The organism is Pseudomonas sp. B16(2017) (assembly GCF_002113205.1).
In the GTDB taxonomy this organism is placed as follows: Bacteria; Pseudomonadota; Gammaproteobacteria; order Pseudomonadales; family Pseudomonadaceae; genus Aquipseudomonas; species Aquipseudomonas pharyngis.
This window is the reverse complement of sequence record NZ_NEKA01000004.1, coordinates 314,334-330,611: the sequence shown is the minus strand read 5'-3', so window position 1 is coordinate 330,611 and position 16,278 is coordinate 314,334. Positions and strand designations below refer to the sequence as shown.

Genomic DNA, 16,278 nt, shown 5'->3' with positions numbered 1-16,278 from the left:
TTTTGAAGGCTTAGTTGTTCACTTCTGCGGTCGTCCTGAGGAGGTAGGAGGGCGTAGCCTATTCGAGATGGGCGAAGGCTTCAAGGCGCTGTTGCCTTCTCTACCATGCGTTCGAGAAACAGGGCCAGCGCGACTTCTTCCTTGCGCAGCCCCTTGCGGACGCGCGGCTTCGGCAATTCGGCCAAGGCGCCGAGCATGAAGTGCTCGACCACCGCCGGGTGGATGTAGCATTTGCGACAGACCGCCGGCGTGTTGCCCAGTTGGCGGGCGACACCTTTCACCATCTCGACCACATGCCGCTTGGCCTCGCTCTCGGACTCCCATTGCAGCTCTCGCAGGACCGCCAACGCCAATGCGCTGCCGGCCCAGGTCCGGTAATCCTTGGCGGTGAAATCCGCGCCGGTCAGGGTTTGCAGGTAGGTATTGACGTCGGAAGAGCTGACGGTGTGTCGCTCGCCGTTTTCATCCAGATACTGAAACAGGTTCTGCCCTGGTATTTCCAGGCAGCGCTTGATGATCCGCGCCAATCGCCGGTCCTTCACTGTGATCTGATGCTCGATGCCGCTCTTGCCGCGAAACTGGAACAGGATCGCGCTGCCGTTGACCTCGACATGCCGGCTGCGCAGGGTGGTCAGGCCGTAGGAGCGATTGTCCCGCGCGTATTGCGTATTGCCGACGCGAATCAGGGTGGCGTCGAGCAACGTGATGACCGTGGCCATGACTTTGTCGCGGCTGAACCCGGGCGATGCCAGCAGCGCTTCCAGCTGTTTGCGCAACTTGGGCAGCGCCAGCCCGAATTCGCGCAGGCGCGAATACTTGTCCGCGTCGCGCACTTCGCGCCAGCGAGCGTGATAGCGATATTGCTTGCGTCCACGGGCATCGCGACCGGTGGCTTGCAGATGGCCGCACGGGTCGGCGCAGATCCACACGTTGGTGTAGGCCGGCGGAACGGCCAGCGAGTTGATGCGCTTGATCTCGTCAGGGTCGGTGATGCGCTGGCCTTCGGGATTGAAATAGGCGAATTTTCCGCGCAGTTTTCTTCGGCTAATACCCGGCTGGGTGTCATCGACGTAATGCAGATCCGAAGGCAATACCTCGGTGAGCGCAGTATCGGGCATGGCGGATTTTCCTTCGCGGCAATCAGGCTGTTAAAACCATTGACCGCACGCCATGACGGACGTGCCCGCGGGTTTACGCCAGCACCGCGACGGCCTTGATCTGGGCCCACAATGACTGGCCCGGATGCACGCCGAGTTGGTCCCGCGAGTAGCGAGTGATGCGCGCCAGCAGTGGTGTGCCCCCAACATCGAGGCGGATAAGCACATGCGCGGCGTTATCCGCCGGCTGCTCGCTGACGACCGTAACCGGCAGTCGATTGAGGATGCTGCTGAACTCACTGTTTTGCAGAGTCAGGCTGATGTCTCGCGCGTGTACCTTGCAGCGAAGACTTTGGCCCGTCGTCATCGGCGCGTGGGTCACGCGAATGCTCAGTGGCGAGTCCGGCAGTTGCAGGGTGAGCAATTGATAGTCGGCATCGTAGCCGCTGACCTGGCCTTCGATGATCACCCCGGCGTCATTGTCCATGGCCAGCGGCAGATCGAGCCGCGCCAGGGTTTCACCAATCGGGCCGCTGGCCAGCGCTTTGCCGTCGCTGAGCAGCACCAGGTGGTCGGCGAGCCTGGCCACTTCGTCCTGGGCGTGGCTGACATACAACACCGGGATTTCCAGTTCGTCATGCAGGCGTTGCAGGTAGGGCAGGATTTCGCTTTTGCGCTGACTGTCCAGGGCTGCCAAAGGCTCATCCATCAGCAGCAATTCAGGGCTGGTCAGCAGCGCCCTGGCGATGCCGACACGCTGGCGCTCGCCGCCGGACAGATGCTGTGGGTGACGATCCAGCAAATGGCCGATGCCCAGCAGTTCGGTGGCTTGGGCCATGTCGACCCGGCGCTGCGCCTTGGGAATGCGTTTGAGGCCGAACTGCAGATTGGCCAGCACCGACAGATGCGCAAACAGGCTGGCTTCTTGTAACACATAGCCGACCGCACGTTTGTGTGGCGGCACGAAGATGCCTTTTTCGCTGTCCTGCCAGACCTGGTCATTGATGCGGATAAAGGCTTGCGGCGCGCGCTCAAGCCCGGCAATGCAGCGCAGGCACGTGGTCTTGCCCGAGCCGGACTGACCGAACAGCGCCGTCACGCCGCGACCGGGCAGCTGCAGATCAACGTCGAGGCTGAAGCCCGACCAGGCCAGTTTCAGGCGTGCATCAATCATCGATCAGCTCCAGCCCGTGCGGGTCTTGCGGCTGGAATACAGCGCCAGCAATACCAGAAACGAGAACACCAGCATCGCCCCGGCCAGCCAGTGCGCCTGTGCGTACTCCATGGCTTCGACGTGGTCGTAAATTTGTACGGAAACCACCCGGGTCTTGTCGGGAATATTCCCGCCGATCATCAGCACTACGCCGAATTCGCCGACGGTGTGGGCGAAGCCGAGGATTGCCGCGGTGATGAAGCCAGGGCGAGCCATGGGCAGAATCACGCTGAAAAAAGTGTCCCAGGGATTGGCGCGCAAGGTCGCCGCCACTTCCAGAGGACGAATACCGATTGCGGAGAAGGCGTTTTGCAACGGCTGCACCACGAATGGCATGGAATAGAGCACCGAACCGATGACAAGGCCGGTGAAGCTGAAGGTCAAGGTGCCAAGCCCCAGCCACTGAGTGAAATGCCCGATGAAGCCATTGGGGCCAAGGGCCAGCAGCAGATAAAAACCGATGACCGTCGGTGGCAGCACCAGCGGCAGCGCGACAATCGCGCCGATGGGACCGCGCAGCCAGGAACGGCTGCGCGACAACCACAGGGCAATCGGCGTACCGATGATCAGCAGGATCGCGGTGGTCAGGGACGCCAGTTTCAGGGTCAGCCAGATCGCCGCGAAATCGGCACTCGTCAGCGACATTTACAGTTGATAACCGTAGGACTTGATGACCGCAGCGGCTTTCGGGCCTTTAAGGTAATCAACCAGCGCCTTGGCAGCGGCGTTGTCCTTGCCTTTGTTGAGGATCACGGCGTCTTGCTTGATCGGGTCGTGCATGTTCGCCGGAACGATCCACGCGGAGCCGCTGCTGACCTTGCCGTCCTTGTAGATCTGCGACAGGGCGACAAAGCCCAGCTCGGCGTTGCCGGTGGACACGAACTGGTAGGCCTGGGTGATGTTCTGGCCTTCAACGATCTTGGCTTTGGTGGCGTTCGTCAGTTTCAGTTTTTCCAGCACCTGAGTGGCGGCCAGACCGTAAGGCGCTGCTTTCGGGTTGGCGATGGACAGGTGCTGGTATTGGTTTTTCTTCAGGACATCGCCGTTGGCGTCGACGTAACCTTCCTTGGCCGACCACAGCGCCAGGGTGCCGATGGCATAGGTGAAGCGCGACCCCTTGACGGTGTCGCCTTCTTTTTCGAGTTTTTCCGGGGTGGTGTCATCGGCCGACAGGAAAACTTCGAACGGCGCGCCGTTTTTGATCTGGGTGTAGAACTGGCCGGTGGCGCCATAGGCTGCGACCAGTTTGTGCCCGGTGTCTTTTTCAAAGTCAGCGGCAATCGCCTGGATCGGCGCGGTGAAATTGGCCGCGACCGCGACTTGCACTTCGTCGGCCTGCGCCGCGCCGATGGCGAATACCGCGAGCAGGGCAGGGGCAAAGCGTGAGGCACGATTGATCATGAAACGGCTCCGTGGGTGGCAAGTGCAGTGGGCAGTTGTTATTGGAAGGTAGACTGCGCCGATGCGAAGGGGTGAAACGCTATATAGCGAAATATATAGCGAAATGCCGCCAAACAGGAAGCACTGCTTTTAAACCGGGCGAAGGCGCCACGCTCCTCACCCGTTCGGGTTCATCACCGCGTCAGTCTTGCCAGTGCGCCCTCAGCCAGTTGCCGGGTCAGTTCAGCGCTGCCGAGGTCTTTGCCGAGTGTGAAGGCCTGGCCGGCCCAGAGGTTGCTGAAATCTGCTTCGCCTTTTGCACGCAGCGGCATCAAGGCACCGCCAGCCAGCGGAAAAGCGGGGGCCTTGTCCGACATCGGGCCCAGTTCGCGCATCACCCGATTGAGAATCCCCCGCGCCGGGCGTCCGGTAAACAGGTTGGTCACCGCCGTCTCGCTTTCCTTGGCGGTGCGTAAGGCCTTGTGATGCGACGCACTGACTTTCGCTTCCGGGGTAAACAGATACGCCGTCCCGACTTGAACCGCCGAAGCGCCGAGCATGAACGCTGCCGCGACGCCGCGCGCATCGGCAATCGCACCGGCCGCAATCACCGGGACGCTCACCGCGTCGACCACTTGCGGCACCAGGGCAAACGTACCGACCTGACTGCTCAGGTCAGCGCTGAGGAACATCCCGCGATGGCCGCCGGCCTCGTAACCCATGGCGATGATCGCGTCGCAACCGTTCTGCTCGAGCCAGATCGCTTCGTCGACGGTGGTTGCCGACGAGATGATTTTCGCACCAGTGGCCTTGACCCGATCCAGCAAGGATTTTTCCGGCAGGCCAAAGTGAAAGCTCACCACTTCAGGGCGAAATTCTTCCAGCACTTCACAGGCGGTCGCATCGAAGGGCGCACGGTTTGACACCGGCGTCGGCGCATCGAAATCGACACCCAGTTCGCGATAGTAGGGTTCCAGCAGGTTTTTCCATTCACGGGCTTTTTGCTCATCCGCGCCCGGAGCTTGATGGCAGAAAAAATTGACGTTGAATGGCTTGCTCGTGCCTTGGCGAATGGTCTTCAGTTCTTCGCGCAGTTGCTCGATGGTCAGCATCGCCGCCGGCATCGAACCGAGGCCACCGGCGTTGCAAGTTGCGATGACCATGGATGAATTAGTGGCTCCGGCCATGGGGCCCTGGATGATCGGCAGTTCGATGCCGAACAGGTCAAGAATGCGGGTATCAGGCCATTGGCTCATGGAATAGCTTCTCCGACGACAAAACAGGCAGGGACGGTAGCAGCCGGTTTTTTAACGCAAAGCCACCCCCATGACCAGCACAGATTTGTAGCTTGAGCAGCGGGCGCTGGCTCGGTGTTCACGCCCGATTGGCTAAAAGTCGACTGGGGCAAAATGTTGCAATGTGCTATTCCAATGCCTCGACATCCTTAATTTCACCGATAAGAGGCAGTCATGTTCAAAGGCATTCTGATCGATAAAGACGACAGCGGTTATCGCGCCAACCTGCAGGAAATCAGCGACGAGCAGTTGCCGGAGGGCGATGTGACAGTGGATGTCGCTTACAGCACGCTGAACTTCAAGGACGGCCTGGCGATCACCGGCAGCAGCCCGGTGGTGCGCAAGTTTCCGATGGTGCCGGGGATCGATCTGGCGGGCACCGTCGAAGTCAGCTCACACCCGGACTACAAGGTTGGCGACGCGGTGCTGCTCAATGGCTGGGGCGTCGGCGAAAGCCACTGGGGTGGCCTGGCGCAGAAGGCGCGACTGAACGGTGACTGGCTGATTCCGCTGCCCAAGGCATTCACCGCTGCGCAAGCCATGGCCATCGGCACAGCGGGCTATACGGCGATGCTGTGTATCATGGCGCTGGAACGTAACGGCGTGACAGCGCAACAGGGCGAAGTGCTGGTGACCGGCGCCAACGGCGGCGTCGGCAGTTTTGCCATTGCGTTGTTGAGCAAGCTTGGCTACCGCGTGGTCGCTTCGACCGGTCGGGTGTCGGAACACGAATACCTGACACAACTGGGTGCCAGCGAAATCATTGATCGCGCCACCCTGTCCGAACCCGGCAAGCCGCTGGCCAAGGAGCGTTGGGCGGGCGTCATCGATTCGGTCGGCAGCCACACGCTCGCCAATGCCTGTGCCAGCACTCGGGCCGAAGGTACAGTGGCTGCGTGCGGTCTGGCTCAGGGCATGGATTTTCCGGCGTCCGTGGCGCCGTTCATTCTGCGTGGCGTGACGCTGGCCGGGATCAACAGCGTGACTCAGCCCAAGGCGCGGCGCATCGAGGCTTGGGATCGTCTGGCGAAGGATCTGGATTTTGCCCTGTTGCCACTGATCAGTCATGAAATCGGCCTCGGCGAAGCTATCGACGCGGCACCGAAGTTGCTGGCGGGGCAACTCCGGGGGCGAGTTGTAGTTGATGTGAATCGCTGATTACAGTCGGGGTTTGCCTTCACGCTCGAGCAATTCGCGCTTGCGCTCCACGCCCCAGCGGTAGCCCGACAGATTGCCGTCACTGCGCACAACGCGATGACAGGGGATCGCTACCGCCAGACTGTTGGCGCCGCAAGCCTGGGCCACTGCGCGCACGGCTTTTGGTGAGCCGATACGCAAGGCGATGTCCGCGTAGCTGGCGGTGCTGCCGACCGGTATTTCGCGCAGCGCCTGCCACACCCGCTCCTGAAATGCTGTGCCGCGCACATCCAGCGGCAAATCCAGTCCGATGGCAGGCGCTTCGATGAAGCCTACGACGTGGGCGATCAGTTGTTCGAACTCGGCATCGGCGCCAATCAGGTTGCCCCGGCGAAACTGGTCCTGCAGGTCGCACACCAATTGGTGTGGATCGTCGCCCAGCAGAATCGCGCAGATCCCGCGCTCGCTCTGTGCCACCAGAATGGCGCCGAGCGAGCACTGGCCGACGGCGAAGCGGATGTCGTTGTTCTGGCCGGCGGCCCGGAAGTCGCCGGGTTTCATACCCAGTAACTGATCGGCCGACTCGTAAAAACGGCTGTTGGAATTGAAGCCGGCGTCATACAGCGCTTCGGTCACCGAGCCGCCGTCTGCCAGACGCTGACGAACCCGGCGCGAGCGATGCGCGGCTGCATAGCCTTTGGGCGTCAGGCCCGTCGCTGCTTTGAACACGCGATGAAAATGAAAGGCGCTCAGGCCAGCGGTCTCGGCGAGATCATTGAGCGCCGGCAGATTTTCTGACGCTTCGATTTGGCGACAGGCTGCCGCGACGGTCGCAGCATGTTGCGCGGCGACTTCGGTCTGATCCTTGCTCGCCCGTTTGCTGGGACGATAGCCCGCTGCCTCGGCGTCCTTGGCGGTGTCGAAAAACTCGACGTTCTGCGGTTTCGGCAAGCGAGCCAGGCTGCTGGGGCGGCAATAGATGCCGGTGGTTTTCACGGCATAGACAAACTGGCCGTCCGCCCGAGGGTCGCGCGCCACGACAGCGGCCCAGCGTGGATCGTCTTCAGTGATCAGCGAGGTGGTAAGCGTTTTCATGATGGAGAGTCCGTTGACCTGTTGAATTTCAGGTTAACCAGTGCCACCGGCCGGAACACTCCGACCCTTGCGGTCAAACTTTGCAGGATTATCCGGCGACGCGAAACGTGAGGTTGAAGCGTTGTTCGCCCAGGCGCGGGTGTCGGCCAGGCTTGATTGGCAGGATGCCGTGAAAGCGCAGCCGGTCGACGCCGCCCCAGATCACCATATCGCCGTGCAGTAGCGAGATTTTCTGGCTCCTGTCACCACGCGTGAAACCGCCGAACAGGAACGTCGCGGGCAGGCCCAATGACAGCGAAACGATCGGCGCTTCGTAGGCGTTTTCGTCTTTGTCCTGATGCAACGACATCTTCGCGCCCGGAATATAACGATTGATCAGGCAGGAATCCGGCGTGAAGTCGGCAAATCCGACGCCTTTCGCCGCCGCCTGGGCCAGTTCACGAAACACCTCGGGCATCGCCGGCCAGGGTCGATGGCTCACTGGATCTTCGGATGAATAGCGGTAACCGCTGCGATCAGTGATCCAGCCCAGTGCACCGCAACTGCTGGTGGCCACCGACATGCTGAAGCCCCCGGGCGTCATCATGTGGCGCAACGGAGCGCAGGCTATGATCGATTCCAGGGCCGGCAACAACTGCTCGATTCGCGGCAGAGCAAAACCGCGCAGCACCCAGGATTGCTCGCCGATCTGTTCGGCGCGCCGGGGCTGCTCGGATTCTGTGTCGGCGAACAGATCGAAGGTGGTTTGCATGATCGTCAGGTCGCGTCGTGGAAGATGATGCCCAGAGTATGCCGTTTTCCGCTGTGCAGTCGGCTGACGCCGTGGCGCATGGTCATCCGATAATCACCGCGCACGCCTCTGACTGGCCGCTGATTGACAGCAAAGATCAGCGCGTCGCCTTTTCTCAGGTCCATCACCAGCGGGCGCGACTGCATTCTCGGACGTTGTTCGGTCATGACGAACTCGCCACCGGTGAAATCTTCGCCAGGTTCTGACAGAAGAATCGCCACTTGCAGCGGAAACGCATGTTCGCCGTACAGATCCTGATGCAGACAGTTGTAGTCCTGCGGGCCGTATTGCAGCAAGAGCGGGGTAGGCCGCAGTTGACCGGCGGCGTGGCAGCGCTCGAGAAATTCGCTGTGTTGCGCTGGAAAACGCTCCAGCAGCCCCATTCGTTCATGCCAGCGGTTGGCCAGAGGCACGAGTCGCGAGTAAAGCGCGCTGCGCAGGCGTTCCACCACGGATGGAAGCGGATAGCGCAGGTATTTGTATTCCCCGCGTCCGAAACCATGGCGGGCCATGATCACCTGGGACCGGAACGGTTCGCTTTGTGGGTAAAGCGCACTCAATCGATCGCAGGTCTCCGGGCGCAGCAGCGTGCGGATGACGGCGTAACCGTCCTGATCCAGTTGCTGCTCCAGGGCGATCCAGTCGAGCTCATCGAGCGGGGAGGCGGGTGAGGGTGACATGCTGATTCCTTGGCTTGCATTCAGGTATCAGTCTGGGTCGTCCACCCGGCCGCAACACTCCGCCGCTTGCGGTCGAATTGTCACCCGGGTCTTACAGGGCCTTGCTGACGCTGATGTCGCTGATCTCATCAGCGCTCTGGCCGTGCAGGGCATCCAGTGCGGCCTTGGCTTCTTCCGTCGTGCCGTTTTCCAGCTGGGCGAACTCGAAGCGGCGTTCACCGTTGAGTTTGTACTTGATCACGTATTTGGTTGTTTGGGCCACGTTGATGCTTACCTGTCTGCGTTGGCGGAACCGCTCAGCTGAGTTTGGAGCTCGAGCGGCGAATGATCTTGATCGAGTGCGTCAGGGTTGGCTTGCGGGTCACGCTGATCGCGCGGCGGTTGACGGTGTCGATGGTGATGTTCCAGAAACCGGTGCTGGGTGCGGTGATGCGGGCTGGAAACGTGTCAAAGGCGCCGCCGTGATAGGTGTGGCGCCCGCCATTTTTGAAGCTTCGGAAGTTGGCGTCGTTCATCAAGCGGATGTTGCAGGTTTGCGAGCATTGAATGACGACGATGTCGTCTTCGTTGAGGTGCTCGCGCTGGTGAATGAATTTCATGGGCGCCTCCAGAAGGGCTTTTTCTACAAAATCAAAACGATAGCATTGTCGATCGGCGCAGTTTATCAGCCCGGACAGGTTATTATCCGGCCGTCGGGCAGCGCTTTGACAATTAAAAACAGAATTCACGATTCGATGTGGGTTAAATGCAGTGAGCCTCGGAGAAAAACGGCATTCATGCTGTCGGAGGGTCTTTATTGGAGGTTTTGTATGAAGTGGGGTGTGGTGATTCTGCCGTTGGCATTGGCAATGGGTGGTTGCGCAAGCGTTTCGGAAATCAATGAAACACTGCCGACCATGAACGTCATTTCCGGCAAGAAGCCCCATGAATATGCTGAGTGCCTGTCAGAGAAGCTGGCCGACAGCCGGGGTGCCTTGCAGGTAGAGCGGCACAAGGACGAGGTTCGGGTCATTGTGCCGGGCAAGCTGGGGTCGGGCCCGGCAGCGGTGTTCGATATCGAGGATCGTTCCGGTGGCAGTAGCATCAAGCTGCATGAGCGGATGTCCAATGTGCCGCTGCGTCCAGGGGATGTGCGCAAAGCCGCCACCGCCTGCATTTCCGGCTGATAGACTGTCATCAGTCAACATTGATGCCGTCACAGCGTTGCTGTGGCGGCATTTTCATTTCCGGAGCGGTGAATGAAGAGAGAGCAGGTGCGGGAGCGACACAAGGAAGGGCTTATTGCGGCTACCCATGTGATCCAGAACCCGGCGAATCCGGGGGAGTGGATCGTGTTTTTCAAGAAAAGCGCCGGGCGCAGTTACTTCCTGGTCGACGATAACGACGAAGTCGAATCATTCAACCGGCTCGACGACCTGATTGAGGTCGTGCGCGGGCTGGGGATCAAGTTCGCCGAAATTCACATGTAAAGCTATTTGCAGACCACTACCACGCTGCGGTTTTTGTAGTTGCCGACGTCGACGCCCAGCGTCTTGTCGTCTTCCTTGGGCGCCGGTGTGCCGTCAGTCCCGACGATGCGATAACCGGTGCCGGCGCAGGACGCGTCAGCCTTTTCATAGCAGGTGGCCCAGGAATTGGCCTCGCCGGAGCAATCGATGCTCAACCCTTGTTCGCCATTGTTCAGGTAAGTGGTCTGCGAAGTGGCACAGCCGGTCAGGGCGGCGAGTGCAATCAGCGGCAGGAAACTGATGAGGGAACGGTTGGTCATGGCAATGTCATCTTCGAGGAGGAGGGGGCTAGACGCTATGACAGCGCCGGCAGGAAAAGGTTATAGCGATTGGCCACTTCTTTTCGCGCAGCCAAAAAAAGCCCTGCACAATGGCAGGGCCGGCCTTCATCATTACCGATCAGTCTTGTTCCTTGCCGCGACGTTTCGGAGCTGCGGGCGTGTAATCGAGCACCGCGGCGACTTCAATCGCCATCGCCTCTGTGGGCAACGGGCCGGACACGTCTTCGCCGTTGGCGGCAGTGATATGCCACTGGCCATCTTTCGCCTTGGCGACGGTGTACCCGTTGATGATTTTTGCTGCGGACATCTAGCGGCCTCGTTGGCTGGTTCAAAGGCGCCATGATAACGGTAAATGGGCGAGCGGGCGCAGGTCGATGCGGCGTTCCGAGATCTTTGGGCTAAGCTGAATGCGCAGCCTCTGTGAGCGGATTGAACTATCCGCCAGATTATTTCTCTATGTTGACATCGGTTAGCCAGTGCGGGGCATTGTAAGGTGCACGCCGCCTGATTAGACTGCGCCGAAACTCGTACACACAGCCCTTTCAAGGACTTATATGATCAAGAAATGCTTGTTCCCAGCAGCCGGTTACGGTACTCGCTTCCTCCCAGCGACGAAGGCCATGCCCAAAGAAATGCTGCCGGTGGTAAACAAGCCACTGATCCAGTACGGCGTCGAAGAAGCTCTGGATGCTGGCCTGAACGAAATTTCCATCGTGACCGGCCGTGGCAAGCGCGCCCTGGAAGACCACTTCGACATCAGCTACGAGCTGGAAAACCAGATCAAGGGCACTGACAAGGAAAAATACCTGGTCGGTATCCGCAAGCTGCTGGACGAGTGCTCGTTCTCCTACACCCGCCAGACCGAAATGAAAGGCCTGGGTCACGCGATCCTGACCGGTCGCCCATTGATCGGCGACGAACCGTTCGCCGTGGTACTGGCGGACGACCTGTGCGTCAACCTCGACGGTGACGGCGTACTGACCCAGATGGTCAAGCTGTACAAGCAGTTCCGCTGCTCGATCATTGCCATTCAGGAAGTCGATCCGCAGGAAACCAGCAAGTACGGCGTGATCGCTGGCGAAATGATCCGCGACGACATCTACCGCGTACACAGCATGGTCGAGAAGCCAAAGCCGGAAGACGCGCCGTCGAACCTGGCGATCATCGGTCGTTACATCCTGACTCCGGACATCTTCGACCTGATCGAACAGACCGAACCAGGCAAGGGCGGTGAAATCCAGATCACCGACGCTCTGATGAAACAAGCCCAGAACGGCTGTGTGATGGCCTACAAGTTCAAGGGCAAGCGTTTCGACTGCGGTGGTGCAGAAGGCTACATCGAAGCAACCAACTTCTGCTTCGAGAACTTCTACAAGACTGGCAAGGCTTACTGATAAAGCCTGATCTGCCTGTACGAAAAAGCCACCTTCGGGTGGCTTTTTCATTTTCCGCCCCTATATCGGCAGGAGTGCTTGCCCAATGGACGACGGCGGGTATGCTGATCGCCTGCCGAGGAGATAGAAATGGCCTACGATTTTGACCTTTATGTGATTGGCGCCGGTTCCGGCGGTGTGCGGGCTGCGCGTTTTGCTGCCGGGTTCGGTGCGAAAGTGGCGGTGGCCGAGAGCCGTTATCTGGGCGGCACCTGCGTCAACGTCGGTTGCGTACCGAAAAAACTGTTGGTGTATGGCGCGCATTTCGCCGAAGACTTCGAACAGTCCTCGGGTTTTGGCTGGAGCCTGGGCGAGGCGAATTTCGATTGGGCCACTCTGATTGCCAACAAGGATCGCGAGATCAATCGCCTGAACGGCATTTATCGCAATCTGCTGGTCAACAGTGGCGTGACCCTGCATGAAGCGCACGCGAAAATCGTTGGTCCGCACGAAGTCGAGGTCAACGGTGAGCGATACACTGCGAAGAATATTCTGATCGCCACTGGTGGCTGGCCGCAGATCCCGGAGATACCGGGGCATGAGCATGCGATCAGCTCGAACCAGGCGTTCTTCCTCAAAGAACTGCCCAAGCGTGTGCTGGTGGTCGGTGGCGGTTACATCGCCGTCGAATTTGCTGGGATTTTCCATGGGCTGGGCGCCAACACGACGTTGCTGTATCGCGGGGATCTGTTCTTGCGCGGTTTCGACGGTTCGGTGCGTAACCATTTGAAGGAAGAACTGATCAAGCGCGGTATGGATCTGCAATTCAATGCCGATATTGCGCGCATCGACAAGCAGTCGGATGGCAGCCTGAAAGCGACTCTCAAGGATGGTCGCGTACTGGAAGCGGATTGTGTGTTCTACGCCACCGGTCGGCGTCCGATGCTGGACAATCTGGGGCTGGAAAACACTGATGTGCAGCTCGACGACAAGGGCTTCATCAAGGTCGATGAGCAATACCAGACCACCGAGCCGTCAATTCTGGCACTGGGTGATGTCATCGGTCGCGTGCAGTTGACGCCGGTGGCGCTGGCCGAAGGCATGGCAGTGGCGCGACGCCTGTTCAAGCCTGAGCAATACCGTCCGGTGGATTACAAGATGATCCCGACGGCGGTGTTCAGCCTGCCGAATATCGGCACCGTCGGCCTGACCGAAGAAGAGGCCCGGGAAGCGGGGCACGAAGTCGTGGTTTACGAAAGCCGCTTCCGGCCGATGAAGCTGACTCTGACGGATTGCCAGGAGCGCACGCTGATGAAGCTGGTGGTCGATGGCAAATCTGACAAGGTGCTGGGCTGTCACATGGTAGGGCCGGATGCCGGCGAGATTGTGCAGGGTTTGGCAATCGCATTGAAGGCTGGCGCCACCAAGCGTGACTTCGACGACACCATCGGGGTGCACCCGACGGCGGCCGAAGAGTTTGTCACCATGCGTACGCCGGTCGGCGCTTAAGTCTTTTTCGGTTCTACTGCGTCTGGTGCTGCCGCAACGGTGGTGGCCAGGCGCAGGCTGGCTTGTGCCGTGGCCAATTCCTTTTCCAGTGACTGATTGAGCTGCGACTGCTCGTCGACGTTCTGCTTGAGCGTCTGGCTTTCCAGCAGTGCCACACGCAAACGTTCCTGGAGGAGGGTGCGTTCGCTGTCGACGCGAGACGCTTGCTCCAGCAGTTGATCCTGGCGCTGATTGCTTTGTTTGAGTTGATCCTGCATCAGGCTCAATTCGCGCACGGTGCCGCGATTCTCGGTCAGCAGACGTTCGTTGTCGCGGTGCAACTGAGTGATCTCGTCCTGACGTACCAGTGCGCTTTGCTGCGCCTGGCGCAACTCCATCTGCAACTGCTGAACCTGAGTTTCGTGACGGCTTTGCTCCTGCTCGCGCTGTTCCTTGATGGCGTTGCGGTAGTGCTCAAGCGCATCGCGGGCATGCAGGTGCTTCTCTTCCAGGGAGCGGATCTGCTCGTCCTTGTCCTGCAGGCGCAATTCAAAGTCTGACAGTGCCTGATTCAGCCCGGCGTTGCGGGTCTGCTCGGTCTGCAACATCGAGCGGGTATCGCTCAGCGCTTCGGATTCCTTGGCCAGCGCGGCAGCCTGAATGTCGTGCTTCTTCTCCAGTTGCACATAATCCTGACGAAGCTGATTCAGCTCGTCCTCCAGTGCCTGACGCTGTTGCTCGTACTGCTCGCGCGCCTGGTCAATCGGTTCCTGCGCCTGTTCTTTCAGGCGTTGGGCAAGGCGCGTAACGAGTGCCAGCAGCTCGTCATCGATGGGTTCTGCCGAAGGATCGGCCGGTTCGCTGCCGTCATCCAGCTCTTTCAGATAGCGATGAATCGTGGTTTTTGAACCCGTATTGCCCAATTCAATACGTACTGCGTCGATGCTGGGGTGTTCGCCACGGGCGAGGATCGCTGCGCGCGCGATCTGGACCACTGCTTTGTTAACGCCGCCACGGGCCATATCTGCTCCTACCATTTCGTACTGTGGTACATGCCACTAAAGTATGTAGTGTACCATGTTGAAAATAAAGTAAAAGAAGCACCGATAAACGGGCGGGATATACTGGTATTACCCCATGTGAAACCCATAAAATCGGTTTCGCACGAACCCTCAGTACGCCACGAGAAAATCAGCCCATGAGCGATATCGATCGCTATCTGCAAGCCGCCACCCGTGACAACACTCGCCGCAGTTATCGCGCGGCCATCGAACACTTCGAATCTGCGTGGGGAGGTTTTCTGCCGGCGACAGCGGACAGCATCGCGCGGTATCTGGTGGCGCATGCGGGCGTGCTGTCGGTCAACACGCTGAAGTTGCGCCTGTCGGCGCTGGCGCAGTGGCACAACAGTCAGGGCTTCGCCGATCCCACCAAGTCGCCGGTGGTACGCAAAGTGTTCAAGGGCATTCGCGCCCTGCATCCCGCGCAGGAAAAACAGGCCGAGCCACTCCAGCTGCGAGATCTTGAGCAGACCGTCACCTGGCTAGAGCAGGAAATGAAAGACGCTCGGGAAAAACAGGACCGGCCGCTGCTGCTACGAGCCTGCCGCGACCGCGCTTTGATCCTGCTGGGCTTCTGGCGTGGCTTTCGCAGCGATGAGCTGTGTCGGGTGCAGATCGAGCACGTGCAGGCGCACGCCGGCAGCGGCATCACCCTGTACCTGCCGCGTAGCAAGGGCGATCGGGAAAACCTCGGGCAGACCTATCAGGCCCCGGCGCTGTTGAAGCTGTGCCCAGTGCAGGCTTATATCGAATGGATCACCGAAGCGGCGCTGGTGCGGGGCCCGGTGTTTCGCGGCGTCGATCGCTGGGGCAATCTGAGCGAAGAGGGCTTGCACGCCAACAGCGTGATTCCGTTGCTGCGTCAGGCCCTGGAGCGCGCCGGGATCTCTGCCGAGCGCTACACCAGCCATTCCCTGCGTCGCGGCTTCGCAACGTGGGCCCATCAAAGCGGCTGGGACCTCAAATCGTTGATGAGTTACGTGGGATGGAAGGATATGAAGTCCGCCATGCGCTATGTTGAAGCGAGCCCCTTTCACGGGATGGCCCGGATTACGGATAAGCCGCTGTCGCCGTAGATATCGTTTTCTTCTATTAATATCCTCAGCTAATAGCGAAAACAAATCAGCAGCATCAGGTTTGCCAATGAGCCATCCGTCGAGTGACTGGGTAGGATTCACCCATCGAATTCACAACCCTGACGGAGAGTCATCAATGCCTATCATCAACAGCCAAGTAAAACCGTTCAAAGCTACCGCGTTCAAAAACGGCGACTTCGTACAAGTCTCGGACGCTGACCTGAAAGGCAAATGGTCCGTAGTGTTCTTCTACCCGGCCGACTTCACTTTCGTTTGCCCAACCGAGCTCGAAGACCTGGCTGACAACTATGCCGCCTTCCAGAAACTGGGCGTAGAGATCTACAGCGTTTCGACCGACACCCACTTTGCTCACGCTGCCTGGCACAACACTTCGCCAGCCATCGGCAAAATCCAGTACACCATGATCGGCGACCCGACTCAGGTCATCTCCCGCAACTTCGACGTGCTGATCGAAGAAGCTGGCCTGGCGGATCGTGGCACCTTCGTGATCAACCCTGAAGGCCAGATCAAAATCGTTGAACTGAACGATGGCGGCGTTGGCCGTGACGCTTCCGAGCTGCTGCGCAAAATCAAGGCTGCTCAGTACGTTGCTGCTCACCCAGGCGAAGTTTGCCCAGCCAAGTGGAAAGAAGGCGAGGCCACTCTGGCTCCGTCCCTGGACCTGGTCGGCAAGATCTAAGTCTGTGACAAGCGCAATGCAGGGCGGGACTCCGCACCTACTTAAGTAAGCTGCACCGCCCAATAGAAAAGCCCGGGCGAGATTCGCTCGGGCTTTTTTTCGCC

The 16,278-nt window shown here is 59.5% G+C and carries 20 protein-coding genes; 7 read left to right on the top strand and 13 right to left on the bottom strand.

Annotated elements, in window-relative coordinates:
- Window positions 1-80: 80 nt before the first annotated feature.
- The 5 genes from CAG25_RS09050 to CAG25_RS09030 form a co-directional block, all read right to left on the bottom strand.
- Entirely contained in the window at window positions 81-1,118 is a 1,038-nt protein-coding gene (locus tag CAG25_RS09050; protein WP_085610426.1) for a DNA topoisomerase IB, read from the bottom strand.
- 73 nt (window positions 1,119-1,191) lie between these two features.
- On the bottom strand, window positions 1,192-2,271 hold the full coding sequence (gene modC / locus CAG25_RS09045; RefSeq protein WP_085610425.1) for a molybdenum ABC transporter ATP-binding protein: 1,080 nt from the start codon (window positions 2,269-2,271) through the stop codon (window positions 1,192-1,194).
- Window positions 2,272-2,274: 3 nt separating this feature from the next.
- The gene (gene modB, locus CAG25_RS09040) at window positions 2,275-2,955 is read right to left on the bottom strand and encodes a molybdate ABC transporter permease subunit (protein WP_085610424.1); all 681 of its coding nucleotides are present in this window, start codon (window positions 2,953-2,955) and stop codon (window positions 2,275-2,277) included.
- On the bottom strand, window positions 2,956-3,711 hold the full coding sequence (gene modA, locus CAG25_RS09035; protein WP_085610423.1) for a molybdate ABC transporter substrate-binding protein: 756 nt from the start codon (window positions 3,709-3,711) through the stop codon (window positions 2,956-2,958). It abuts the gene before it with no gap.
- A 173-nt stretch (window positions 3,712-3,884) separates the two neighbouring features.
- Window positions 3,885-4,946 carry a nitronate monooxygenase family protein gene (locus CAG25_RS09030; RefSeq protein WP_085610422.1) on the bottom strand — a complete coding sequence of 354 codons (1,062 nt, stop codon included), beginning with the start codon at window positions 4,944-4,946 and terminating at the stop codon, window positions 3,885-3,887.
- A gap of 213 nt (window positions 4,947-5,159) precedes the next feature.
- On the opposite strand from CAG25_RS09030, the gene CAG25_RS09025 reads away from it, so the two are divergent.
- A complete protein-coding gene (locus CAG25_RS09025) occupies window positions 5,160-6,143 on the top strand; it encodes an MDR family oxidoreductase (protein ID WP_085610421.1) in 984 nt (327 codons plus the stop codon).
- On the opposite strand, the gene ada is transcribed toward CAG25_RS09025, so the two are convergent.
- The 5 genes from ada to CAG25_RS09005 all read right to left on the bottom strand — a co-directional run bounded on the left by ada (window position 6,144) and on the right by CAG25_RS09005 (window position 9,286).
- Window positions 6,144-7,217, bottom strand: a complete 1,074-nt coding sequence (gene ada, locus CAG25_RS09020) for a bifunctional DNA-binding transcriptional regulator/O6-methylguanine-DNA methyltransferase Ada (RefSeq protein WP_085610420.1) — start codon at window positions 7,215-7,217, stop codon at window positions 6,144-6,146.
- Between the two features lie 88 nt (window positions 7,218-7,305).
- Window positions 7,306-7,968 carry a DNA oxidative demethylase AlkB gene (gene alkB / locus CAG25_RS09015; RefSeq protein WP_085610419.1) on the bottom strand — a complete coding sequence of 221 codons (663 nt, stop codon included), beginning with the start codon at window positions 7,966-7,968 and terminating at the stop codon, window positions 7,306-7,308.
- A 5-nt stretch (window positions 7,969-7,973) separates the two neighbouring features.
- Window positions 7,974-8,687: a 2OG-Fe(II) oxygenase gene (locus CAG25_RS09010; protein WP_085610418.1), complete on the bottom strand. Its 714-nt coding sequence runs from the start codon at window positions 8,685-8,687 to the stop codon at window positions 7,974-7,976.
- Between the two features lie 91 nt (window positions 8,688-8,778).
- Window positions 8,779-8,949, bottom strand: a complete 171-nt coding sequence (locus CAG25_RS28625) for a hypothetical protein (RefSeq protein ID WP_178076440.1) — start codon at window positions 8,947-8,949, stop codon at window positions 8,779-8,781.
- Between the two features lie 34 nt (window positions 8,950-8,983).
- Window positions 8,984-9,286 carry a DUF1883 domain-containing protein gene (locus CAG25_RS09005; RefSeq protein WP_007958929.1) on the bottom strand — a complete coding sequence of 101 codons (303 nt, stop codon included), beginning with the start codon at window positions 9,284-9,286 and terminating at the stop codon, window positions 8,984-8,986.
- Window positions 9,287-9,496: 210 nt separating this feature from the next.
- Between CAG25_RS09005 and CAG25_RS09000 the strand changes: the two genes are divergently transcribed.
- Window positions 9,497-9,853: a hypothetical protein gene (locus tag CAG25_RS09000; protein ID WP_085610682.1), complete on the top strand. Its 357-nt coding sequence runs from the start codon at window positions 9,497-9,499 to the stop codon at window positions 9,851-9,853.
- A gap of 72 nt (window positions 9,854-9,925) precedes the next feature.
- Entirely contained in the window at window positions 9,926-10,156 is a 231-nt protein-coding gene (locus CAG25_RS08995) for a hypothetical protein (protein WP_011334337.1), read from the top strand.
- A gap of 2 nt (window positions 10,157-10,158) precedes the next feature.
- Here the strand turns inward: CAG25_RS08995 and CAG25_RS08990 are convergent, their stop codons facing one another.
- Together CAG25_RS08990 and CAG25_RS08985 are read right to left on the bottom strand one after the other, a co-directional pair.
- Window positions 10,159-10,455, bottom strand: coding sequence for a hypothetical protein (locus tag CAG25_RS08990; protein WP_064596941.1), 297 nt, complete (start codon window positions 10,453-10,455; stop codon window positions 10,159-10,161).
- Window positions 10,456-10,594: 139 nt separating this feature from the next.
- A complete protein-coding gene (locus CAG25_RS08985) occupies window positions 10,595-10,783 on the bottom strand; it encodes a hypothetical protein (protein ID WP_064596939.1) in 189 nt (62 codons plus the stop codon).
- 247 nt (window positions 10,784-11,030) lie between these two features.
- Between CAG25_RS08985 and galU the strand changes: the two genes are divergently transcribed.
- Together galU and gorA are read left to right on the top strand one after the other, a co-directional pair.
- Window positions 11,031-11,870 (top strand): UTP--glucose-1-phosphate uridylyltransferase GalU, encoded by an 840-nt coding sequence (gene galU / locus CAG25_RS08980; protein WP_039768735.1) that lies wholly within the window; start codon window positions 11,031-11,033, stop codon window positions 11,868-11,870.
- A gap of 129 nt (window positions 11,871-11,999) precedes the next feature.
- Window positions 12,000-13,358 carry a glutathione-disulfide reductase gene (gene gorA, locus CAG25_RS08975; RefSeq protein ID WP_085610417.1) on the top strand — a complete coding sequence of 453 codons (1,359 nt, stop codon included), beginning with the start codon at window positions 12,000-12,002 and terminating at the stop codon, window positions 13,356-13,358.
- Here the strand turns inward: gorA and CAG25_RS08970 are convergent.
- A complete protein-coding gene (locus CAG25_RS08970) occupies window positions 13,355-14,359 on the bottom strand; it encodes a DNA-binding protein (RefSeq protein WP_085610416.1) in 1,005 nt (334 codons plus the stop codon). The genes gorA and CAG25_RS08970 overlap by 4 nt on opposite strands.
- Before the next feature lie 176 nt (window positions 14,360-14,535).
- Here CAG25_RS08970 and CAG25_RS08965 point away from each other — a divergent pair, with 176 nt between their 5' ends.
- Together CAG25_RS08965 and ahpC are read left to right on the top strand one after the other, a co-directional pair.
- Window positions 14,536-15,474 carry a site-specific integrase gene (locus tag CAG25_RS08965; RefSeq protein ID WP_085610415.1) on the top strand — a complete coding sequence of 313 codons (939 nt, stop codon included), beginning with the start codon at window positions 14,536-14,538 and terminating at the stop codon, window positions 15,472-15,474.
- A 136-nt stretch (window positions 15,475-15,610) separates the two neighbouring features.
- On the top strand, window positions 15,611-16,174 hold the full coding sequence (ahpC, locus tag CAG25_RS08960) for an alkyl hydroperoxide reductase subunit C (RefSeq protein WP_007958941.1): 564 nt from the start codon (window positions 15,611-15,613) through the stop codon (window positions 16,172-16,174).
- The last annotated feature ends 104 nt before the right edge of the window (window positions 16,175-16,278 follow it).

What these genes read in the sequence shown, in the direction of transcription:
- CAG25_RS09000 (WP_085610682.1), top strand. Translation starts at nt 9,497, where the DNA reads ATGAAGTGGGGTGTGGTGATTCTGCCGTTGGCATTGGCAATGGGTGGT.
- galU (WP_039768735.1), top strand. Translation starts at nt 11,031, where the DNA reads ATGATCAAGAAATGCTTGTTCCCAGCAGCCGGTTACGGTACTCGCTTC.
- CAG25_RS08970 (WP_085610416.1), bottom strand. Translation starts at nt 14,359, where the DNA reads ATGGCCCGTGGCGGCGTTAACAAAGCAGTGGTCCAGATCGCGCGCGCA.
- CAG25_RS08965 (WP_085610415.1), top strand. Translation starts at nt 14,536, where the DNA reads ATGAGCGATATCGATCGCTATCTGCAAGCCGCCACCCGTGACAACACT.
- CAG25_RS09010 (WP_085610418.1), bottom strand. Translation starts at nt 8,687, where the DNA reads ATGTCACCCTCACCCGCCTCCCCGCTCGATGAGCTCGACTGGATCGCC.
- modC (WP_085610425.1), bottom strand. Translation starts at nt 2,271, where the DNA reads ATGATTGATGCACGCCTGAAACTGGCCTGGTCGGGCTTCAGCCTCGAC.
- modA (WP_085610423.1), bottom strand. Translation starts at nt 3,711, where the DNA reads ATGATCAATCGTGCCTCACGCTTTGCCCCTGCCCTGCTCGCGGTATTC.
- CAG25_RS09005 (WP_007958929.1), bottom strand. Translation starts at nt 9,286, where the DNA reads ATGAAATTCATTCACCAGCGCGAGCACCTCAACGAAGACGACATCGTC.
- CAG25_RS09050 (WP_085610426.1), bottom strand. Translation starts at nt 1,118, where the DNA reads ATGCCCGATACTGCGCTCACCGAGGTATTGCCTTCGGATCTGCATTAC.
- modB (WP_085610424.1), bottom strand. Translation starts at nt 2,955, where the DNA reads ATGTCGCTGACGAGTGCCGATTTCGCGGCGATCTGGCTGACCCTGAAA.
- CAG25_RS09030 (WP_085610422.1), bottom strand. Translation starts at nt 4,946, where the DNA reads ATGAGCCAATGGCCTGATACCCGCATTCTTGACCTGTTCGGCATCGAA.
- CAG25_RS08995 (WP_011334337.1), top strand. Translation starts at nt 9,926, where the DNA reads ATGAAGAGAGAGCAGGTGCGGGAGCGACACAAGGAAGGGCTTATTGCG.
- ahpC (WP_007958941.1), top strand. Translation starts at nt 15,611, where the DNA reads ATGCCTATCATCAACAGCCAAGTAAAACCGTTCAAAGCTACCGCGTTC.
- alkB (WP_085610419.1), bottom strand. Translation starts at nt 7,968, where the DNA reads ATGCAAACCACCTTCGATCTGTTCGCCGACACAGAATCCGAGCAGCCC.
- CAG25_RS08990 (WP_064596941.1), bottom strand. Translation starts at nt 10,455, where the DNA reads ATGACCAACCGTTCCCTCATCAGTTTCCTGCCGCTGATTGCACTCGCC.
- ada (WP_085610420.1), bottom strand. Translation starts at nt 7,217, where the DNA reads ATGAAAACGCTTACCACCTCGCTGATCACTGAAGACGATCCACGCTGG.
- CAG25_RS08985 (WP_064596939.1), bottom strand. Translation starts at nt 10,783, where the DNA reads ATGTCCGCAGCAAAAATCATCAACGGGTACACCGTCGCCAAGGCGAAA.
- CAG25_RS09025 (WP_085610421.1), top strand. Translation starts at nt 5,160, where the DNA reads ATGTTCAAAGGCATTCTGATCGATAAAGACGACAGCGGTTATCGCGCC.
- gorA (WP_085610417.1), top strand. Translation starts at nt 12,000, where the DNA reads ATGGCCTACGATTTTGACCTTTATGTGATTGGCGCCGGTTCCGGCGGT.